This window comes from Bradyrhizobium sp. DOA1 (assembly GCF_001593325.1).
GTDB lineage: Bacteria > Pseudomonadota > Alphaproteobacteria > Rhizobiales > Xanthobacteraceae > Bradyrhizobium.
This window is the reverse complement of the sequence record NZ_JXJM01000001.1, coordinates 5,322,673-5,341,458: the sequence shown is the minus strand read 5'-3', so window position 1 is coordinate 5,341,458 and position 18,786 is coordinate 5,322,673. Positions and strand designations below refer to the sequence as shown.

Sequence of the window (18,786 nt, the reverse complement as noted above, 5' to 3'; positions counted from 1 at the left end):
ATGAAGATCGTTTCCTGTATCGCGCTGGCGGCTGCAATTGCATTGCTCCCCGGCGCGGCCTATCCACAAGGCAAAACTGCGCCAAAGGACGCCAAGCTCTATTTCATTTCGCCGTATAATGGCCAGAAGATCCGTGGTGGATTTTGGGTCCGGTTCGGCCTGCGCAACATGGGCGTGACGCATGCCGGTGACGACTACCACAATGCCGGCCATCATCATCTGTTGATCGATGTGAAAGACCCCATCGACGCCAAGGAGCCGATTCCGCAGGACAAGTCCCATCTGCATTTCGGAGCAGGACAGACCGAGACGTTCCTCGAGCTTCCGCCGGGCACGCACACGCTGCAGCTGGTGCTTGGCGACGCCAAGCACTATCCGTTCGAACCACCCGTCGTGTCAGAGAAGATCACGATACGCGTCAGGCCGGCGGCGTCGGCGCGAAGATGATCACCGCAAGCTGGCGTTGATCTTGTCCAGCACCGCGGAGCCCGGACACAGCGTGTCCGCTTCCAGTGCGTTGAGCGGCGTTTCGACCGTGTTGAGGTGCTGGTGCAAATCGTCCGCCTCGGGATCGACATAGAGCAGGCCGGTGACGATCTGGCCCTTGGCCGCGTGCCGGGCGAGGAAGGTCTGGGCCCCCAGACGGTCGTGCGGATCGTAATCGGCATCGATCTTGCGAAGTGCGATCCTGCTGCCGTCGTGCTGCTCGACCACCTGCACCGTGCCCGGCGCATAGTCCACCGCGATAGGATCGCGGCCGACCAGCACGTCGAGCCGGTTCACGGCGTCGTTGTGCTCGCGGACATAGTCGAAGCTCTTGGTCGAGCCGGCATGGTTGTTGAAGGCGATGCAGGGGCTGATGACGTCGATGAAGGAGGCGCCCTTGTGCCGGATGGCCGCCGCGATCAGCGGCACCAGCTGGGTCTTGTCGCCGGAGAAGGAGCGCGCGACGAAGGTGGCCCCGAGCTGCAGCGCGATGGCAACGAGGTCGATCGCGTTGTCGGTGTTGGTTACGCCCTTCTTGCTCTTCGAGCCGCGGTCGGCGGTCGCGGAGAACTGGCCCTTGGTCAGGCCATAGACGCCGTTGTTCTCGACGATATAGGTCATGTTGACGCCGCGCCGGATCGAATGCGCGAACTGGCCGAAGCCGATCGAGGCGGAATCGCCGTCGCCGGAAACGCCGAGATAGATCAGATCGCGGTTGGCGAGGTTGGCGCCCGTCAGCACGCTGGGCATGCGGCCGTGCACTGAGTTGAAGCCGTGGGAATTGCCGAGGAAATAGTCCGGCGTCTTCGACGAGCAGCCGATGCCGGAGATCTTCGCCACCCGGTGTGGCTCGATCGAGAGTTCATAGCAGGCCTCGATGATCGAGGCTGTGATCGAATCGTGGCCGCAGCCGGCGCACAGCGTCGAGATCTTGCCCTCGTAGTCCCGGTGGGTGTAGCCGAGCTCGTTCTTCTTCAGCCCTGGATGATGGAATTTCGGCTTGGCAATATAGGTCATGACAGCACCTGCGATCCCAAGGCCGTCATGGCCGGGCGTGACCCGGCCATCCACGTCTTGGCCAGGAAAAAGAAAGGCGTGGATGCCCGGGTCAAGCCCGGGCATGACGACGTAGAGAGTGACGCGCAAATCATGACACGGCCTTGCGGAGCGGGGTCACCTTGAGGTGATCCTGATGGTCGCCAATGGCTTTTGCGATGAAACGGGCGGTGATCGGCGTGCCGTCGTAATGCACGATCGGCACGAGACGGACGGGGTCGATGCCGTTCTCGTTGACGATGAGCTGTCGCAGCTGGCTGTCGCGGTTCTGCTCGACCACGTAGACGAAATCGTGCTCGGCGAGGAAGCTTGCAACGCTCGAATGGAACGGGAAGGCGCGGATGCGCAGGCGGTCGAGCTGATGCCCGCGCGCCTCGAGCAGCCCGATCGCCTCGTCCATCGCCGGCGAGGTCGAGCCGAAATAGATCACGCCATACTTGGTCGGCCGTTCCGCATTGGCTTGAAGCGGTCGCGGCACGAGGTCCTGCGCCGTCTCGAACTTGCGCACCAGGCGCTGCATGTTGTCGGCGTAGACCGAACCTTCCTCGGAATAGCGCGCATAGCGATCACGGGAGGTGCCGCGGGTGAAGTAGGAGCCCTTGGTCGGATGCGTGCCGGGATAGGTGCGGTAGGGAATGCCGTCGCCGTCGACGTCGAGATAGCGGCCGAAGTCGCGGCCTTCCTCCAGCATCTCCGTGGTCATCACCTTGCCGCGGTCGTATTGGCGCGCGTCGTCCCATTTCAGCGGTCGGCAGAGCCGATGGTTCATGCCGATGTCGAGGTCGAGCATCAGGAAGATCGTGGTCTGCAGCCGCTCGGCGAGGTCGAACGCGGCCGCCGCGAACTCGAACGCCTCCGCCGGATCTTCCGGGAACAGCAGCACGTGCTTGGTGTCGCCATGCGAGGCATAGGCACAGGCGATGATGTCGCATTGCTGGGTGCGCGTCGGCATGCCCGTCGAGGGGCCGGCGCGCTGGATGTTCATGATCACGGCGGGAATCTCGGCAAAATATGAGAGGCCGATGAACTCTGTCATCAGCGAGATGCCCGGGCCGGATGTCGCGGTGAAGGCGCGGGCGCCGTTCCAGGATGCGCCGATGACGATGCCGATCGAGGCCAATTCGTCCTCGCCCTGCACGATCGCGTATTTCGCCTTGCCCGTCTCAGGATCGTGCCGGTATTTCTTGCAATGGGCGGTGAAGGCCTCAGCCACCGAGGAGGACGGCGTGATCGGATACCACGCGCACACCGTGGCGCCGCCATAGACCGCGCCGAGCGCGGCCGCGCTGTTGCCCTCGATGAAGATGCGGTCGCCGACCTTGTCGGACTTCTTCACCCGCAGCCCGATCGGGCATTTCAGGTTCTGCAGCGCCCAGTCGCGGCCGAGATGCAGCGCGTGGACGTTGGAGGAGAGCAGCTTCTCCTTGCCCTTGTACTGCTCGCCGATCAGCTGCTCGATCACCTTGGGATCCATGTCGAGCAGCGCACTGAGCGCGCCGAGATAGATGATGTTCTTGAACAGCTGGCGCTGGCGCGGATCGGTATAGGTCGAGTTGGTGATCGCGGTGAGGGGAACGCCGATCACGGTGATGTCGTCGCGGAATTTTGTCGACGGCATCGGCTTGGTGGAGTCATAGAACAGATAGCCACCCGGCTCGATGCCGGCGACGTCCTTGTCCCAGGTCTGCGGATTCATCGCCACCATCATGTCGACCCCGCCGCGGGCGCCGAGATGACCGTCCTCCGTCACCCGCACCTCGTACCAGGTCGGCAGGCCCTGGATGTTGGAGGGGAAGATGTTGCGCGGGGATACGGGAACGCCGTGGCGCAGGATCGCACGCGCGAACATCTCGTTGGCGCTGGCCGAGCCCGAGCCGTTGACGTTGGCGAAGCGGACGACGAAGTCGTTTACGCTGCTGAGCGGCTTTTTGTCGGACATGTCGAACCTGCGTGGGTCATCTCGATGAAATATTTCTGCATGTCCCAGGCGCCGGTGGGACAACGCTCGGCGCAGAGCCCGCAATGCAGGCAGACGTCCTCGTCCTTCACCATCACGCGCCCGGTCTTCAGATCCGAGGAGACGTAGAGGTCCTGGTCCGGATGCAGCGAGGGCGCCTTCAGGCGATGGCGCAGATCGTCTTCCTCGCCATTGGCCGTGAAGGTGATGCAGTCCATCGGGCAGATGTCGACGCAGGCATCGCACTCGATGCAGAGCGATGTCGAGAACACGGTCTGCACGTCGCAGTTCAGGCAGCGATGCGCCTCGCCGAGCGCGAGCTTGACGTCGTAGCCGAGTTCGACCTCGGCGCGGATGTCCTTGAGCGCGATCACCTTGTCGCGATGCGGCACTTTGTAGCGTTTGTCGATGGAGATGTCGTTGTCATAGCTCCATTCGTGGATGCCCATCTTCTGCGACGAGACATTCACCTCGGGCAGCGGGCGCTCGGTGATGTCCTCGCCGGAGAGCATCTTGTGGATCGACAGCGCGGCGTCATGGCCGTGGGCGACCGCCCAGATGATGTTCTTCGGGCCGAACGCGGCGTCGCCACCGAAGAAGACTTTCGGATTGGTCGAGACGAAGGTCTTCGGATCGACCTCCGGCATGTGCCATTTGTCGAACGCGATGCCGCAATCCTGCTCGATCCAGGGGAAGGCGTTCTCCTGGCCGACCGCGACCAGCACGTCGTCGCAGGGAATGGTCTGATCGGGGTCGCCCGAAGGCACGAGGTTACGGCGGCCCTTGTCGTCGTATTCGGCTTTGACGTGCTGGAAAGTGACGCCGATGAGCTTGCCGCTGACATGCTTGAAGGCCACCGGCACCATGTAGTTGAGGATCGGAATGTCCTCGTGGAGCGCATCCTCCTTCTCCCAGGGCGAGGCCTTCATCTCCTCGAAGCCGGAGCGCACGATCACCGTGACTTTCTCGCCGCCGAGGCGACGCGCGGTGCGGCAGCAATCCATCGCGGTGTTGCCGCCGCCGAGCACGATGACGCGCTTGCCGATCTTGTCGACATGGCCGAAAGACACGTTAGCCAGCCACTCGATGCCGATATGGATGTTGCTAGCTGCCTCCTTGCGGCCGGGAATGTCGAGCTCGCGGCCGCGCGGCGCGCCGGAGCCGACGAAGACCGCGTCATATTTTTCCGCGAGCAGCGCCTTCATGCTGTCGATGCGGTGACCGCCTTTGTATTCGACGCCGAGACCCAGGATGTAGCCGGTCTCCTCGTCGATGACGGAATTGGGCAGGCGGAATTTCGGGATCTGCGTGCGCATCATGCCGCCGGCTTCGGGATCGGCATCGAACACGGTGCAGTGATAGCCGAGCGGCGCGAGGTCGCGCGCCACGGTCAACGAGGCCGGGCCGCCGCCGACCAGCGCGACGCGCTTGCCGTTCTTCGCCGCGGGCTTCGGCAGTCGCTGCTTGATGTCGTCCTTGAAGTCGGCCGCGACACGCTTGAGGCGGCAGATCGCGACGGGGGTTTCCTCGACGCGACCGCGCCGGCACGCCGGCTCGCATGGACGATCGCAGGTGCGTCCCAGGATTCCGGGAAACACGTTCGACTTCCAATTGATCATGTAGGCGTCGCTGTAGCGGCCCTGGGCGATCAGACGGATGTATTCGGGAACGGGGGTGTGCGCAGGACAGGCCCATTGGCAATCGACCACTTTGTGAAAGTAGTCGGGGGCCGCAATATCGGTCGGTTTCATTCCTACCCTGTCCGCGCTGGCCCAAAGACCCCGCGGCCTTTTTTGTTTGAGCTTGGCGAGCGCTTAACGCGCTTCAATCTGGTTTCTGAATGACGTCATTGGGTTAGCTTATTAGAACCGTTCCGAAGTACAACGGCAAAGTTTCGAGATCACCGCCTTTCATAGGAGCTGCGCGCCAGCAGCATCGACGCCGCCGCATCCATCATGCGGCAGTGCAGCATGTTGCGATGGATGTGAGCGCGTCAGGCGCGCGCGATGTCGCTCTTCGCGAGGTCCCACATCAGGCAGTACGTACCGACGGACACGGGAGGAGGCAGCGGCGATGCGGCAGGACCCGTGAAGCGCTCGGCGATTACGGCGGAGACCGCGCTGACATGCGTGCCGTCGATCAGCACGAACCAGTCGCGCGCGCCTTCGTTGCGCTGCGCCGGAATGCCGGCCGTTGCGCCCGACAATTCCGGCTCGCTTTCGAGCAGATGCATCGAGATGATGCCGTCGTGCGTTTCGGGCCTCAGCTTTTCCTGCAGGGCATCACGCCAGGACGCCGCATTGTCGGGCGTCGGCCGCAGCCGCACCAGGCCGAGCGCAGCGCCGCGTCCGGTGCCGTTGCTGATGGTGATACGCGCGACGACGCGCAGCATGTCCCTGAAGCGCGCCATGCTCTTCCGCGACCAGTCGGTCTGGTTGGCCAGCCGCGCCCGATAGGTGGGGCTGTCGAGCACATCGAGCGTCGTGGTCGAGTACAGCGAGAGATATTTGGGATTGGCGGCATGCGCGACATAGCGCCGCGCCTCCAGGAATCCCTCGATTGCGACGCGCTCTTCCAGATGTTCGCGATCGTACCAGCGGTTGAAATCGGCCTCGTCCGCTGCGTCGATGTTCATCGACGTCAGCAGCATGCCTTTCCCGGCGAGCGGCATTCTTCTTGTCCTCTCATCGCCCGATCTTCGATGCGAGGTCCGCGATCGACTTCATCACGGCGTCCCTCACGCCGGTATCATAGAGCGAATGTCCTGCGCCTTCCACGACACGAAGCTCGGAACCGGGCCATACTTTCGTCAGGGCCTGCGACGTCTCGGGCGGACACAACAGGTCATAGCGGCCTTGGACGATGATGCCCGGGATGCCTTCGAGCCGAGCCGCATTCCGCAGCAGCTGGCTGTCACTCATGAAGCTGTCGTTGACGAAATAATGCGCCTCCATGAACGGCGTCGCCGGCAGCGTGCGCCAGACGTTCAGCGAGGCGAGGTCCAGCCGGGTCTTGGCAGGCTTGTGCTCGGACAAGACGCGCTCGGTATCGTGCCAGGCCCGTACGGCTGGACCGTGCACGGCCGGATCGGCATCGAGAATGCGGCGCCAATAGGCCTCGACCGGCCGCGCCCGCTCTTCCGGCGGCAGCACACTCAGAAAATCCTCGTACAGTGCGGGATAGAATTGCGCCAGGCGCGAGGTGAAGGCTGTCTCGACCTCCGTCCGCGTGCCGAGGAACGTTGCGCGCAGCGCGATGCCGGACACGCGCTCGGGATGTGCCTCCGCATAGGCCAGCGCCAGCGTCGCGCCCCAGGAGCCGCCGACCACCATCCAGCGGTCGATGCCGAATTTTTCGCGGATCTTCTCCATGTCCGCGATCAGATGCGCCGTGGTGTTGTGCGCGCGCGACCCCTTGGGACGGCTGCGACCACAGCCGCGCTGGTCGAACAGCACGGCGCAGAAGCGGTCCGGATCAAACAGCCGGCGATGGTCGAGCTGGCAGCCGCTGCCGGGCCCGCCATGCAGATAGATTGCGGGAATGCCATCGCTGCGCCCGACGCTCTCGACATAGAGCTCATGGCCGTCGCCGACGTCGAGCATGTCGGAGGTCAGCGGAGCGAAGGGGTCGGCACGTCTAACGGAAGCGGCCGCGTCGGCGTCAGGTGCCATTCTCGGATTCCAGAGTACCGCCGGCGAAGTTGCGGTAAAGGAAGCGGCTGGTCTCGCCTTCGGCTTCGGCTTCCGCCTGCTTGAAGATGGTCTCGTGCAGCGGCGACAGCGCGCAGGCCGGGTCGGTGTTGGCGGCATCGCCCGTCAGCGCAAAGGCCTGGCAGCGGCAGCCGCCGAAATCGATCTCGCGGAATTCGCAGCTCTTGCACGGCTCCTTCATCCAGCCGGTGCCGCGATAGCGGTTGAAGGCGTCGGAGTTCTGCCAGATCCAGGCGATCGAATGGTTGGAGCGCACCGATTCGAAATCGAGCCCGGTGATGCTCTCGGCGGCGTGGCAGGGCAGCACCTTGCCGGCGGGCGAGATGTTGAAGAACTGCCGGCCCCAGCCGCCCATGCATTTCTTCGGCCGTAGCGCGTAATAATCAGGGACGACGTAGTCGATCGTCAGCCGGCCCTTCAGCTGCTCGCGCGCCTCCTCGACGATGCGGGTGCATTCGTCGAGCTGCGCGACGGTCGGCATCAGCGCGGCGCGGTTCTTTAGCGCCCAGCCGTAATATTGCACGTTGGCGACTTCGAGCCGGTCGGCGTCGAGATCGAGCGACATCTGGATGATGTCGGGGAGCTGGTGCAAATTTTGCCGGTGCATCACCGCGTTCACGGTGAGCGGCAGATCGAGCTCGCGCGTCCATTTGGCGACTTCGAGCTTCTTGCGGTGGCCGCCCTTGTAGCCGGCGACGCGATCGGCGAGGCCTTCCTCGATGCCCTGGAAAGAGATCTGCACGTGGCAGAGCCCGGCATCGGCGAGATCGCTGAGCTTGTCGCGCGTCAGCAGCACGGCCGAGGTGATGAGGTTGGTGTAGAGCCCGGCGTCGCTGGCGTGCTTGACCAGCTCGACCAGGTCTTTCCGTGCGGTCGGCTCTCCACCGGAGAAGTGCACCTGGAGCACGCCGATCTCGGCGAGCTCGCTCAGCACCTTCTTCCATTCGTCTGTCGTCAGCTCCTTGCCCGAGCGATCGAGCTCGACCGGGTTGGAGCAATAGGGGCATTGCAGCGGGCAGCGGTGAGTGATTTCGAGCAGCACCGCGAGCGGAATGCCGAACGTCTCCGCCGTCGAGCGCTGCTTCTCCAGCACCGCGAGACTGTCGCTTGTCTCCGGCGTGATCGTGGGATTGCCGAGCACGTCGCTCATGGCGTCTTCTCCCTGATCTCCGTGAGGAAGCCCTTGTCGGCGAGGTCCTGCAGCATGGCGATGACATCGGTGAGGATCGCCTCGCGCGGCGCGGCATATTTCGCGGCGAGCTGATCGGCGACGTCACCGACATTGCGTTCGCCATTGCAGAGCTGCAAGACTTCGACGGCGATCTCGTCCGGCGCCAGCACCCGTTCCGGCGCCAGGATCACCCAGACTTTGCGCGTCTCGTCGTATTTCAGCTTGGCATGCCGCGGCAGCACGGGGCGGCTTGCCTCGCTGACGCTGATATGGCGCGGCCCGGCCATTGCTCTTGTCCCTCAGCTCGTTTTGGGCACGAATGCGCCCGGCGGAATGTGGCCCTCGACATAGGCGTGCTGAAGCGCATCGAGCTGCACCCACAGCACGTTGGTCTTGAAGATCAGCGCGTTGCACACAAGCGCGCGCTGCTCCGGCGTCGTGGCATGCGCTTTGACATAGTCGAGCGCAAAGCCGGCATCGCGCGGCGCCTGCGCCAGGCGGCGCTTGAAATAGCTCATGATGTCGGGATTGACGAAGTCGTAATGCTCCAGCATGCCGGAGATGCGCTCCTCATGCAGGTTCGGCGCGAACAGCTCGGTGAGCGAGGAGGCGATCGCCTCCAGCGGGCTTTTTTCGCGGCAATAGTGCACGTAGGCTTCCACGGCAAAGCGCGTCGCCGGCAAAATGCCTTCGGTCGATTCCACATAGGCTGTGTCGAGGCCGAGGCCCTCGGTCAGCTTCAGCCAGCGCTCGATGCCGCCCTCGCTGCCGACATCGCCATCATGGTCCTCGATGCGGTGGCGCCATTCCAGCCGCGTGGCGCGGTCGCGGAAGCGCGAGATCACCACCGCGTCCTTGATCGGGATCGTGCTCTGGTAATAGTAGCGGTTCAGCGCCCAGGCCTGCACCTGGCCCTTGTTCAGCTTGCCGCCATGCAGCAGCTTATGGAACGGATGCAGGCTGTGATAGCGCGTCGCGCCGATATGGCGCAGCGTCGCCTCGAGCTCCTCGGCGGAGTTGAGCTTGATGTCCTTGCCGATCGAGAGCGCGGTCATTCCTGTCAGTGACGCGGCATTCACAGCACGATCTCCGTTCCGTCGGCGGGTATCTGCCAGCCCGCCGCTTCCGTGGCTTTCCGCTCGGGTGACGTGGGCAGCAGCGCCGGATTCGAGTTATTGATATGCAGAAATATCTTCGTGTCGATATCGAGATCGGCCAGCCGCGCGATCGCGCCGTCCTCGCCCGACATCGCGACATGGCCCATGCTCTTGCCGGTCTTGTGGCCGAGGCCGGCCTTGATCATCTCGTCATCGCGCCACACCGTGCCGTCGAAGAACACCAGCGCCGCGCCGTCGAGCTCGGCCTTGAGCGCATCGGTCACCTCGGCGCAGGCCGCGATGAAGTAGAAGCACTTGCCGGTGGTCTTGTCGGTGATCTTGAGGCCGAGCGTGTCCCCGTCGCCGGTCTCACCGCCGGGATGCGCCTTGCCCTCCAGATACCAGGCCGACTTGCCCGGCACTGCGAACGGCAGCACCTCGATGCCTGAGCGCGCGCCATCCGGTAGCCGCGGCTCGAACGGCTCGTTGATTTCGGTCGGCTGACGCCGCACGTTCTTCCCGTTCAGCACGTTGAAGATGCTGTTGCTGTTCAGGATCGCCAGCACTTTCTCATGCGCATAGATCGTGAAGGGCGAGCCTTCGCGCATCGACAACAGGCCCGCGACCGCATCCACCTCGCCATTGGTCAGGATCACGCCCGCAATGGGCGTATGGCGCAGCGCGCCCAGCTTCGGATGCAGCTGCGGCGTGGCGTTCAATTGCTGGCGAAGGTCGGGGGAGGCGTTGATCAGGAACCAATGTTCGCCGTCGCCGCTGAAGGCGACCGACGCCTGGGTTCTCACGAGGTCATGTCCGCTGGCACGGGCCGCCCGGCAGCCCTCGCAACCGCAATTCCATTGCGGCACTCCGCCGCCGGCTGCGGCGCCCAGGACGACGACGCGAAGCATGATCCGTCTCCTGGAGGGAACGCTGCGAGGTGGATCTCGGGCCGACATCGTTGCTGACAAAGATCATGTCTTCCGGCAATCGATCGTGACCGAGAGATCCACCTGCGCTGAATGCAGTCGCCGCCGCTTACTTGCGGGTGGCGCTCACATACATGTTGATTTCCATGCCGCAGGGCACTTCGACGATCTTCGGGGCTTTCCAGGCCATTTGGCTCTCCATTTTCGCGAATTCGGACGTATCCGCCCACGGGGTAAATTAATGCGGGCGCAGAAGTTCGCCAGTGAAATTTTCCCGAGAATGGGCATGCTGCGGCGCGAAATGACGCTGGAACTGTACTTCTGAGGACGCTGCCTTGCGCATGGCGCATTCGGTCGCGAACCCTGTCCTGATAAAGCGGTTGTGAGTGCAGTGCAGCTTCCAATCCGATACAGCGACCCAAACTGGATCACGTGATGCCCAGATATTTCTTCAACACCCGTATCGGCGACGAATTGATCGTAGATCCTGACGGCGAGGACCTGCGCAATCCCGACCGCGCCTGGGAGGTCGCCCGCCAGATGATCCTTGAAGTCGTGAAATCGGAAGGCACGCAACGGGCCCTGCTGGAAGCGGTGATCGAGGTGACCGATGCCGACGGCGAGATCGTGCTGGAGTTCCCCTTCACCGAGGCCCTGCTGGACATGCCGGACCCGTCCGCGACCAGGCATTAGAGGCTGCCGGCGGGATTGGTGAGACCTGCTCCAGCTCTCTCCCCGTCATTGCGAGGAGCGAAGCGACGAAGCAATCCAGAATCCCTCCTCGGAGGCGGTCTGGATTGCTTCGTCGCAAGAGCTCCTCGCAATGACGGGGCATGAGGCGCCACCGGCGCCGCACCCGCCGTCCGCCCCCGCGAAATCCGCATGGCTTTGCCGCGTTCCCGGCGCTAAAACACGCCGGTCATACGGAGCAAGCCATGCAAGATCTCTGGCGCCTGTCGGCCGCCGACCTCGCCACCCTCGTGAAATCCAAAAAAGTGTCTGCCAGGGAAGCCGCCAAGGCCGGTCTCGCCCGCCTGGATGCCGTCAATCCCCAGCTGAATGCGGTAATCGACCACCGGCCCGACGACGTGCTCAAGCAGGCCGACGTCGTCGATGCCGCCATCGCGCGGGGCGAGGATCCCGGCGTGCTCGCGGGCGTGCCCGTCACCATCAAGGCCAATGTCGACCAGGAAGGCTTAGCCACCACCAACGGCCTCAAGCTCCAGCGCGACGTCATCGCGCGCGAGGACAATCCGGTCGTCGCCAATTTCCGGAAATCGGGCGCGATCCTGCTCGGCCGCACCAATTGCCCGGCCTTCTCGTATCGCTGGTTCACCACCAATCTGATCCACGGCGACACCAAGAACCCCCGGGATGCCTCGCTGACGCCGGGCGGTTCCTCCGGCGGCGCCGGCTCGGCGGTCGCGGCCGGCATCGGCCACATCGCCCACGGCACCGACATCGCCGGCTCGGTCCGCTATCCCGCCTATGCCTGCGGCGTGCATGGGTTGCGCCCGACGCTCGGCCGCATCCCCGCCTTCAATCCGGCGCTGCCGGAGCGCCCGATCGGGCCGCAGATCATGGCGGTGTCGGGCCCGCTGGCGCGCACGGTCAACGATTTGCGCATCTCGCTCGAAGCCATGTCCGCCCGCGACATCCGCGATCCCTGGTTCGTGCCGGTGCCGCTGCAAGGCCCTGACAGGGACAAGCGCGCCGCGCTCTGCCTCAATCCGGGTGGTCTTGCCACCACGCCGGAGGTGAAGGCCGCGGTAAGCGATGCCGGCAAGCGGCTGGAGCGCGCCGGCTGGACCGTCGATATCATCGCGGACACGCCGCCGATGCGCGAAGCGGTCGAGTGGCAGATCAAGCTCTGGCTCGGCGACGGCTACGAGGCGCAGCTGGAAGCGGCCGAACGCGAGGGCGATCCCGGCGCGCTGGCGTGCCTGCGCGGCAACCGCGGCAGGGTCACGCCGATGGACCAGGCCAATTATGCCAAGGCGCTGACGCGACGGGCCACGCTGACGCGTGAATGGATGCTGTTCTTCGAGAAATACGCGGTGCTGCTGACGCCGGTCTCCGGCGAATTGCCGTTCCCCGATCATCTCGATCGCAAGGACGACGAATCCTTCAAGCGGGTCTGGGAAGCGCAGCTGCCGCAGATCGCGATTCCCTTCATGGGATTGCCGGGCCTCGTGGTCTCCACCGGCCTCGTCGGCAAGGCGCCGGTCGGTGTGCACGTGGTCTCCGGCCGCTATCGCGAAGATCTGTGCCTGCTCGCGGGCGAAGCGATCGAGGCCGGCGGCGTGCCGCCGTCGCCGATCGATCCCGTGGGCTAGCGATGAGCGCCATCTACGATTTCAAGGCCAACTCGCTTGCCGGCGAGGAGGTCGCCATGCGCCGGTTCGAAGGGCAGGTGCTCCTGATCGTCAACACCGCGAGCAAATGCGGCTTCACGCCGCAATATCGCGGCCTCGAAGATCTCTATCGCGATCTGTCCCCGCGCGGCTTCTCGGTGCTCGGCTTTCCCTGCAATCAGTTCGGCGCGCAGGAGCCGGGGCAGGCGGGCGAGATCCAGGCCTTCTGCTCGACCAACTACGACGTCACCTTCCCGCTATTCGCAAAGATCGACGTCAACGGCGCCAATGCGCATCCGTTGTATGAGTACCTGAAACGCCAGCAATCCGGGCTTCTCGGCGCCGCCATCAAATGGAATTTCACCAAATTCCTGGTGGACCGTGCCGGCAAGGTGATCGCGCGCTACGCGCCGACCGCGCGGCCCGAAGGATTGCGCAACCAGATCGAAACACTGTTGTGAGCGAGACAATCATGAGCGACGAATTCCCTGATCGACTGTCGGTCGATCCGAACAGCCCCTATTACAACGCGGACATCCTGTCGCGCGACGTCGGCATCCGCTTCAAGGGCATCGAGAAGACCAATGTCGAGGAATATTGCATCAGCGAAGGCTGGGTCCGCGTCACCGCAGGCAACGCCAAGGACCGCCACGGCAACCCGCTGACCATCAAGGTGCATGGCCCGGTCGAGCCGTATTTCAGGGATAAGAAGTAGCTATTCCGCTTCGGGACGCACCACACCCTCCGTCGTCATGCCCGGGCTTGACCCGGGCATCCACGTCTCCGAACTCGCTCCGTAGCAAAGGCGTGGATGGCCGGGTCAAGCCCGGCCATGACGAGTGGAGAGGGTCAACCAGAAAGCCAAATCCCATGTCCGTCCGCATCGTCGACGTCCGCGAGATCACCAAGCCGATCTCGTCCCCGATCCGCAACGCCTATATCGACTTCACCAAGATGACGACCAGCCTCGTCGCGGTCGTCACCGACGTCGTGCGCGACGGTAAGCGCGTCGTCGGCTACGGCTTCAACTCCAACGGCCGCTACGGTCAGGGCGGCCTGATCCGCGAGCGCTTTGCCGCGCGCATCACGGGAGCCGAACCGAAGTCGCTGCTGAATGCTGCCGGCGACAATCTCGATCCCGACAAGGTCTGGGCCGCGATGATGACCAACGAGAAGCCGGGCGGTCATGGCGAGCGCTCGGTCGCGGTCGGCACCATCGACATGGCGGTGTGGGACGCGGTGGCGAAGATCGCCGGCAAGCCGCTGTTCCGTCTGCTCGCGGAGCGCCACGGCGTCACCGCCAACCCGCGCGTCTTCGTCTACGCCGCCGGCGGCTATTATTATCCCGGCAAGGATCTCTCGATGCTGCGCGGCGAGATGCGCGGCTATCTCGACCGCGGCTACAATGTCGTCAAGATGAAGATCGGCGGCGCGCCGATCGAGGAGGACCGCACCCGCATCGAGGCGGTGCTGAAGGAGATCGGCAAGGATGCGCAGCTCGCGGTGGACGCCAACGGCCGCTTCGATCTCGAGACCGGAATCGCCTATGCCAAGATGCTGCGCGACTATCCCTTGTTCTGGTATGAGGAGGTCGGCGATCCCCTCGACTACGCACTGCAGGCTGCGCTCGCCGAGTTCTATCCTGGCCCGATGGCAACGGGCGAAAACCTGTTCAGCCACCAGGACGCCCGCAATCTGATCCGCTACGGCGGCATGCGCCCCGATCGCGACTGGCTGCAATTCGACTGCGCGCTGTCCTATGGCCTGTGCGAATACCAGCGCACGCTTCAGGTGCTGAAGACCTACGGCTGGTCGCCCAGCCGCTGCATCCCGCACGGCGGCCACCAGATGTCGCTCAACATCGCTGCCGGCCTAGGTTTGGGCGGCAACGAAAGCTATCCCGACCTTTTCCAACCCTATGGCGGCTTCCCCGACGGCGTGCGCGTCGAGAACGGCCACATCACCATGCCCGATCTCCCCGGCATCGGCTTCGAAGGCAAGTCCGATCTCTACAAGGAGATGAAGGCGCTGGCGGAGTAGGGCGGGCTGGCAGTGGGACGCGACGGCGTCCCCAACTCTCCACTGTCGTCCCCGCGAAGGCGGGGACCCATAACCCCAGGAGGAGTCGTGGCGCGAACTGGAAACTCCGAGTCCCCGTAACCACGTCTCCCTGTGGTTATGGGTCCCGGACCTGCGCTTCGCTTGTCCGGGACGACGACTGAGGTTGTGGCTATGGATCAGCGCAGGCCACTAGCGCTGCCTTCTACGACAGCCGCATATCCAGCAACCGCCGTCCTTCGCCCTTGAGCAGCTTCTTCACCGCGCTCGACGCCACGACCTCGCCGTCATTGGCGTAGGCTTCGTGGTTCTTCTCGATGTCGTCGAGGCGGTAGAGATAGTTGACCATGACGCCGGCGGATTCGCGCACGCCCTTGGGCGAGAGATCGCCGAGCCAGTTGATGCGCTCCAGCCGCGCGCCGTTGCCGAGATGGAAGCGGGCGACGGAGTCGATCAGCTTGCCCTTCGGCGTGCGCGCCTTGAGAAAATAGTGCGCCGCGAGCGGCTCGATCACGCCGCGCAGCAGCGCGGTCGTCTCGGGGCTCTCGAACCATTTGGGATCGTCGAGACGCTTCAGCCCCTCGCGGTCCTCGTCCGAGAGCGGCAAATCCTTGTCCTGCTTCACCCAGGCCATGAAGCCGGGCACCGGTGACAGCGTCACGAAGGTGTCGAGCTTCGGCGTTTCGCGGCGCAGCTCTTCCACCACCTGCTTGATCAGGAAGCTGCCGAAGGAGATGCCGCCAAGGCCGCGCTGGGTGTTGGAGATCGAATAGAATACGGCGGTGCGTGCGCGCTCGATCGGCAGATGCTGGCGGTCGACCGCGAGCAGGGGCTGGATCGCGCCGGGGATGGTCTCGGTCAACGCCACTTCGACGAAGATCAGGGGCTCGTCGACCATTGCGGGGTGGAAGAAGGCGTAGCAGCGGCGATCGACCGGATCGATGCGGCGGCGCAGATCGTCCCAGTCGGAGATCTCGTGCACGGCTTCGTAACGGATGATCTTTTCGAGGATGTTGGCCGGGGTCGACCAGTCGATCCTGCGCAGCACGAGAAACCCCCTGTTGAACCACGAAGAGAGAAGATGCGAGACGTCGCGATCGAGCGCGGCGAGATCGGTATGCCCGTTCATCATGCCGAGCAGGTCGGCGCGCATGTTGACGAGATCGCCGGTGCCGCCGGGCGCGCGGTTGAGGCGACGGATCAGCTCCTGCCGCCGCGGCTCGGAGGCGAAGTGCAACGAGCTCGCGTCCTCGTCGGTCGGCCTGGCGCGCCATTTCTCGATCGCCCTCGACAGCCGTTCCCGGTCGGGGCCGAAATCGCGCACCAGCCCTTCGAAGAAGGCGCGGCGTCCGGCCGGGTCGAGCTCCCGGTAGATGTCGAGCACCTCACGCGCCATCGCCGTGCCGGAGGCTTCGCCCCGGCCTGACAGCAGCGCATCGCAGAGCTCGATCAGTCCGTCGGCATCCCGCCTGGTATCGGCGGAATCTCCGCGACGCAGCAGCGTGCGGCCGCGCTCGGAGATGGTGGCGAGCAGGTCGGAGAAGAAGGCATTGGCCATCTGGGCTTTCGTATCAGGTTTGTGCGATGCGGGAAGCTTACACGGGATTTAGGGGGAAGCCGATCACAATCAAGCAGGTAAACTTTGTATCTTTAGTGGCGCCATGCATCCGACGGTGCGCTGTCATGCCCCGGCTTGACCGGGGCATCCAGTACGCCGCGGCTTCTCGGGGTTAGCCGCGCCGCCTCGGAGTACTGGATCGCCCGATCAAGTCGGGCGATGACACCGAGTGTGTTGCAAACTCCGTCGGCGTGCGCCCCGTCACCTGGCGGAACGCGGCCGAAAACGCCGGCACGCTGGCATAGCCGAGCGATGTCGCAAGCTGCTTCACTGACACGGTTGCATCCGTCGATATCAGCTGGATCGCGGCCGCAATCCTCGCGCGCTGGCACCAGCTCTTGAAGCTCAGCTGCGTCTCGGTCGAGAACAGCCGCGACAAGGTCCGCGCGGACGTTCCGACCTCACGCGCCAGCGTGTCGATGTCGTGCAGGCCTGTGGGGTCATCGAGCACGATCATCGCGGCGCGCCTGCAGCGCGCTTCACGCGGCAGCGGCACGAAGGTCGCGGAATCCTCCGCTTGGTGCAGTTCCAGCATCACGAGTCGAACCAGCAGCTCGGTGCGCTCCTCGGTATTGCGCGCGTCGAACAGCGCGAGGATCGCCTGATTGAGCAGCGGCGACACCCGCACCACGAACTCCCTGGTCAGGCCGTCATAGCGCTTTTCGCGCTTGAGCCAGGCCAGGTCGAAATAGAGCGTCCGCATCTCGATATCGGCGAGCAGGTCAATGGCATGCTCGAGCCCGGCGGGTACCCAGACCGCGCGGTCCGGCGGCACCAGCCAGCGTCCCCCGGGTGTCGTCACCTGCATCGTGCCCTTCGCCGCATAGATCAGCTGCGCCTCGCGGTGCAGATGCGGGTCGATCCGCATGCCTTTGGGGTAATCGCGCGCGACCAGATGCACGCCTGCGGGGGAGCGGTGGTTGCTCCGGACCTCCCGCAGGATTGGCGTTTCCAAGACAGTCATTGGCGGCACCCCGTCATGGGCAAGACATATAACTCATTTCGGAGCAGGAGAGGATTCGTATGAACAGCCCAAGCCGGGTCATCAGTTTCGTCAATGCCGGCCATTTCATCGACCATTATTCGATGCTGATCTTTGCAGCCGCGGTCATCATCATGGGGCCGGCCCTCGGCATGGCCTATTCGGAACTCCTGCCTTACGCGACGCCGGGCTTCGTCGCCTTCGGCGCAGGCTCGCTGCTGACCGGCTGGCTCGGCGACCGCTGGAGCCGCCGCCACATGATGCTGATCTTCTTCCTCGGCATCGGCGCCTCCATGGTTGCGGTCGGCTTCGTGCAGACCCCAGCACAGCTCGGCGCCGCGCTACTGGCGATCGGCATCTTCGCCTCGATCTATCATCCGGTCGGCACCGCGATGATCGTGTCCTACGCCGACAGGCTCGGGCGCGAGATGGGCGTCAACGGCGTCTGGGGCAATCTCGGGGTCGCTTCGTCCGCGCTGGTCACCGGGGTGATCGGCCAATATTTCGGCTGGCGCGCCGCCTTCATCGTCCCCGGCATCGTCACCATCCTGATCGGTATCGCCTTCGCGATGATGGTCGTGCACGAGGATCGCAAGGGCTCGAAGCAGGCGGCGGCCCAGGCCCGCGTCGCCAAGCAGGACATGTGGCGCGTGATTCTATCGCTGCTGATCGTCGTGATCGCGATCTCGACCACGTTCAACGCCGTCACCGTGGCGCTGCCAAAGCTGTTCGCGGAGCGACTTGCGGACCTCACCAGGAGCCCGGCGCTGTTAGGCGTCATCGCGGCCGGCGTTTACGTGTTCGGCGCGATGACGCAATACACGATCGGCCTGCTGCTCGACCGCTATTCGCTGAAGACGGTGGCGCTGCCGCTGTCCTTCATGCTGGCGCCGTTCCTGTATCTGGCCGCGAGCCTGTCCAACCTGCCGCTGATCGTGGTTTCGATCGGCATCGTCATGGGGGCGTTCGGGCAGGTCACGGTCAACGACGCCATGGTCGGTAAATACACCACGGAGGAGTGGCGCTCGCGCGCCTATGCGGTGCGCTATTTCGTCGGCTTCACCGCGGCCGGCGCTTCGGTCGGCCTGGTCGCCTGGCTCTACGAGCAGGGCGGCTTCGTCACCATGCTGCACGCCTTCGCCGCCCTCTGCCTGCTCGCCATCGCCGCTGCACTGATCCTGCCCCGCGAGATCAGGACGCCGCAGGCGGCGTGAGGACGCCGGTCTCGTGTCCCGGACAAGCTGCAACGTGTAGGCGTTGCTGCGGCGGCAAGACACGCATACCGCCCATCATGCCATTCTGCCTCTGTTTTGCCCGACGAAGCAACCGGTTCGGCTAGTCCAAAATTTTCCGAGCGATTTCAACATCATC

General features: G+C 64.3%; 19 protein-coding genes. 7 read left to right on the top strand and 12 right to left on the bottom strand.

The genetic code is table 11. The annotated features are described in order from the left end of the window. The gene (locus SE91_RS24885; RefSeq protein ID WP_008559856.1) at positions 1-447 is read left to right on the top strand and encodes a DUF4399 domain-containing protein; all 447 of its coding nucleotides are present in this window, start codon (positions 1-3) and stop codon (positions 445-447) included. Here SE91_RS24885 and SE91_RS24880 read toward each other — a convergent pair whose 3' ends face one another. From SE91_RS24880 to pqqA, 10 genes are all read right to left on the bottom strand, one after another. Continuing rightward, a complete protein-coding gene (locus SE91_RS24880) occupies positions 448-1,503 on the bottom strand; it encodes a 2-oxoacid:ferredoxin oxidoreductase subunit beta (RefSeq protein ID WP_061851297.1) in 1,056 nt (351 codons plus the stop codon). Positions 1,504-1,633: 130 nt separating this feature from the next. Continuing rightward, positions 1,634-3,481 (bottom strand): 2-oxoacid:acceptor oxidoreductase subunit alpha, encoded by a 1,848-nt coding sequence (locus SE91_RS24875; protein WP_060735133.1) that lies wholly within the window; start codon positions 3,479-3,481, stop codon positions 1,634-1,636. After that, complete coding sequence (locus SE91_RS24870; RefSeq protein ID WP_061849479.1) at positions 3,451-5,250, bottom strand: FAD-dependent oxidoreductase; 1,800 nt, start codon at positions 5,248-5,250, stop codon at positions 3,451-3,453. Before SE91_RS24870 ends, SE91_RS24875 begins: the two co-directional genes overlap by 31 nt. A 242-nt stretch (positions 5,251-5,492) precedes the next feature. Then, positions 5,493-6,170, bottom strand: a complete 678-nt coding sequence (locus SE91_RS24865) for a DUF4286 family protein (RefSeq protein WP_061849478.1) — start codon at positions 6,168-6,170, stop codon at positions 5,493-5,495. Positions 6,171-6,183: 13 nt separating this feature from the next. Then, positions 6,184-7,170: a prolyl aminopeptidase gene (pip, locus tag SE91_RS24860; protein WP_061849477.1), complete on the bottom strand. Its 987-nt coding sequence runs from the start codon at positions 7,168-7,170 to the stop codon at positions 6,184-6,186. Beyond that, entirely contained in the window at positions 7,160-8,359 is a 1,200-nt protein-coding gene (pqqE, locus tag SE91_RS24855; RefSeq protein ID WP_061849476.1) for a pyrroloquinoline quinone biosynthesis protein PqqE, read from the bottom strand. The genes pip and pqqE overlap by 11 nt, the downstream gene beginning before the upstream one ends. Next, positions 8,356-8,667: a pyrroloquinoline quinone biosynthesis peptide chaperone PqqD gene (gene pqqD / locus SE91_RS24850; protein ID WP_060735135.1), complete on the bottom strand. Its 312-nt coding sequence runs from the start codon at positions 8,665-8,667 to the stop codon at positions 8,356-8,358. Before pqqD ends, pqqE begins: the two co-directional genes overlap by 4 nt. A gap of 12 nt (positions 8,668-8,679) precedes the next feature. After that, a complete protein-coding gene (gene pqqC / locus SE91_RS24845) occupies positions 8,680-9,459 on the bottom strand; it encodes a pyrroloquinoline-quinone synthase PqqC (protein ID WP_060735136.1) in 780 nt (259 codons plus the stop codon). After that, the gene (pqqB, locus tag SE91_RS24840; protein ID WP_061849475.1) at positions 9,456-10,385 is read right to left on the bottom strand and encodes a pyrroloquinoline quinone biosynthesis protein PqqB; all 930 of its coding nucleotides are present in this window, start codon (positions 10,383-10,385) and stop codon (positions 9,456-9,458) included. Before pqqB ends, pqqC begins: the two co-directional genes overlap by 4 nt. A 127-nt stretch (positions 10,386-10,512) precedes the next feature. Beyond that, entirely contained in the window at positions 10,513-10,593 is an 81-nt protein-coding gene (pqqA, locus tag SE91_RS24835) for a pyrroloquinoline quinone precursor peptide PqqA (RefSeq protein WP_007595659.1), read from the bottom strand. Positions 10,594-10,838: 245 nt separating this feature from the next. Here pqqA and SE91_RS24830 point away from each other — a divergent pair, with 245 nt between their 5' ends. The 5 genes from SE91_RS24830 (at position 10,839) to tarD (ending at position 14,797) form a co-directional block, all read left to right on the top strand. Beyond that, positions 10,839-11,096 (top strand): DUF6894 family protein, encoded by a 258-nt coding sequence (locus tag SE91_RS24830; protein WP_008559811.1) that lies wholly within the window; start codon positions 10,839-10,841, stop codon positions 11,094-11,096. A 242-nt stretch (positions 11,097-11,338) separates the two neighbouring features. Then, complete coding sequence (locus SE91_RS24825; protein WP_061851296.1) at positions 11,339-12,739, top strand: amidase family protein; 1,401 nt, start codon at positions 11,339-11,341, stop codon at positions 12,737-12,739. A 2-nt stretch (positions 12,740-12,741) separates the two neighbouring features. Next, positions 12,742-13,218: a glutathione peroxidase gene (locus SE91_RS24820; protein ID WP_061849474.1), complete on the top strand. Its 477-nt coding sequence runs from the start codon at positions 12,742-12,744 to the stop codon at positions 13,216-13,218. Positions 13,219-13,229: 11 nt separating this feature from the next. Beyond that, the gene (locus SE91_RS24815; RefSeq protein WP_008559805.1) at positions 13,230-13,472 is read left to right on the top strand and encodes a DUF3297 family protein; all 243 of its coding nucleotides are present in this window, start codon (positions 13,230-13,232) and stop codon (positions 13,470-13,472) included. A gap of 155 nt (positions 13,473-13,627) precedes the next feature. Further along, positions 13,628-14,797, top strand: coding sequence for a D(-)-tartrate dehydratase (tarD, locus tag SE91_RS24810; protein ID WP_061849473.1), 1,170 nt, complete (start codon positions 13,628-13,630; stop codon positions 14,795-14,797). 223 nt (positions 14,798-15,020) lie between these two features. Here the strand turns inward: tarD and SE91_RS24805 are convergent, their stop codons facing one another. Together SE91_RS24805 and SE91_RS24800 are read right to left on the bottom strand one after the other, a co-directional pair. Then, positions 15,021-16,373, bottom strand: coding sequence for a malonyl-CoA decarboxylase (locus SE91_RS24805; RefSeq protein WP_061849472.1), 1,353 nt, complete (start codon positions 16,371-16,373; stop codon positions 15,021-15,023). A gap of 172 nt (positions 16,374-16,545) precedes the next feature. Then, positions 16,546-17,397 carry an AraC family transcriptional regulator gene (locus tag SE91_RS24800; RefSeq protein WP_061849471.1) on the bottom strand — a complete coding sequence of 284 codons (852 nt, stop codon included), beginning with the start codon at positions 17,395-17,397 and terminating at the stop codon, positions 16,546-16,548. 59 nt (positions 17,398-17,456) lie between these two features. On the opposite strand from SE91_RS24800, the gene SE91_RS24795 reads away from it, so the two are divergent. Next, positions 17,457-18,629, top strand: a complete 1,173-nt coding sequence (locus SE91_RS24795) for an MFS transporter (RefSeq protein WP_061849470.1) — start codon at positions 17,457-17,459, stop codon at positions 18,627-18,629. Positions 18,630-18,786: the final 157 nt, after the last annotated feature.

Bases quoted from the DNA above. Each gene is read 5' to 3' on its own strand.
- SE91_RS24885 (WP_008559856.1), top strand. From the start codon at position 1: ATGAAGATCGTTTCCTGTATCGCGCTGGCGGCTGCAATTGCATTGCTC.
- SE91_RS24880 (WP_061851297.1), bottom strand. From the start codon at position 1,503: ATGACCTATATTGCCAAGCCGAAATTCCATCATCCAGGGCTGAAGAAG.
- SE91_RS24875 (WP_060735133.1), bottom strand. From the start codon at position 3,481: ATGTCCGACAAAAAGCCGCTCAGCAGCGTAAACGACTTCGTCGTCCGC.
- SE91_RS24870 (WP_061849479.1), bottom strand. From the start codon at position 5,250: ATGAAACCGACCGATATTGCGGCCCCCGACTACTTTCACAAAGTGGTC.
- SE91_RS24865 (WP_061849478.1), bottom strand. From the start codon at position 6,170: ATGCCGCTCGCCGGGAAAGGCATGCTGCTGACGTCGATGAACATCGAC.
- pip (WP_061849477.1), bottom strand. From the start codon at position 7,170: ATGGCACCTGACGCCGACGCGGCCGCTTCCGTTAGACGTGCCGACCCC.
- pqqE (WP_061849476.1), bottom strand. From the start codon at position 8,359: ATGAGCGACGTGCTCGGCAATCCCACGATCACGCCGGAGACAAGCGAC.
- pqqD (WP_060735135.1), bottom strand. From the start codon at position 8,667: ATGGCCGGGCCGCGCCATATCAGCGTCAGCGAGGCAAGCCGCCCCGTG.
- pqqB (WP_061849475.1), bottom strand. From the start codon at position 10,385: ATGCTTCGCGTCGTCGTCCTGGGCGCCGCAGCCGGCGGCGGAGTGCCG.
- pqqA (WP_007595659.1), bottom strand. From the start codon at position 10,593: ATGGCCTGGAAAGCCCCGAAGATCGTCGAAGTGCCCTGCGGCATGGAA.
- SE91_RS24830 (WP_008559811.1), top strand. From the start codon at position 10,839: ATGCCCAGATATTTCTTCAACACCCGTATCGGCGACGAATTGATCGTA.
- SE91_RS24825 (WP_061851296.1), top strand. From the start codon at position 11,339: ATGCAAGATCTCTGGCGCCTGTCGGCCGCCGACCTCGCCACCCTCGTG.
- SE91_RS24820 (WP_061849474.1), top strand. From the start codon at position 12,742: ATGAGCGCCATCTACGATTTCAAGGCCAACTCGCTTGCCGGCGAGGAG.
- SE91_RS24815 (WP_008559805.1), top strand. From the start codon at position 13,230: ATGAGCGACGAATTCCCTGATCGACTGTCGGTCGATCCGAACAGCCCC.
- tarD (WP_061849473.1), top strand. From the start codon at position 13,628: ATGTCCGTCCGCATCGTCGACGTCCGCGAGATCACCAAGCCGATCTCG.
- SE91_RS24805 (WP_061849472.1), bottom strand. From the start codon at position 16,373: ATGGCCAATGCCTTCTTCTCCGACCTGCTCGCCACCATCTCCGAGCGC.
- SE91_RS24800 (WP_061849471.1), bottom strand. From the start codon at position 17,397: ATGACTGTCTTGGAAACGCCAATCCTGCGGGAGGTCCGGAGCAACCAC.
- SE91_RS24795 (WP_061849470.1), top strand. From the start codon at position 17,457: ATGAACAGCCCAAGCCGGGTCATCAGTTTCGTCAATGCCGGCCATTTC.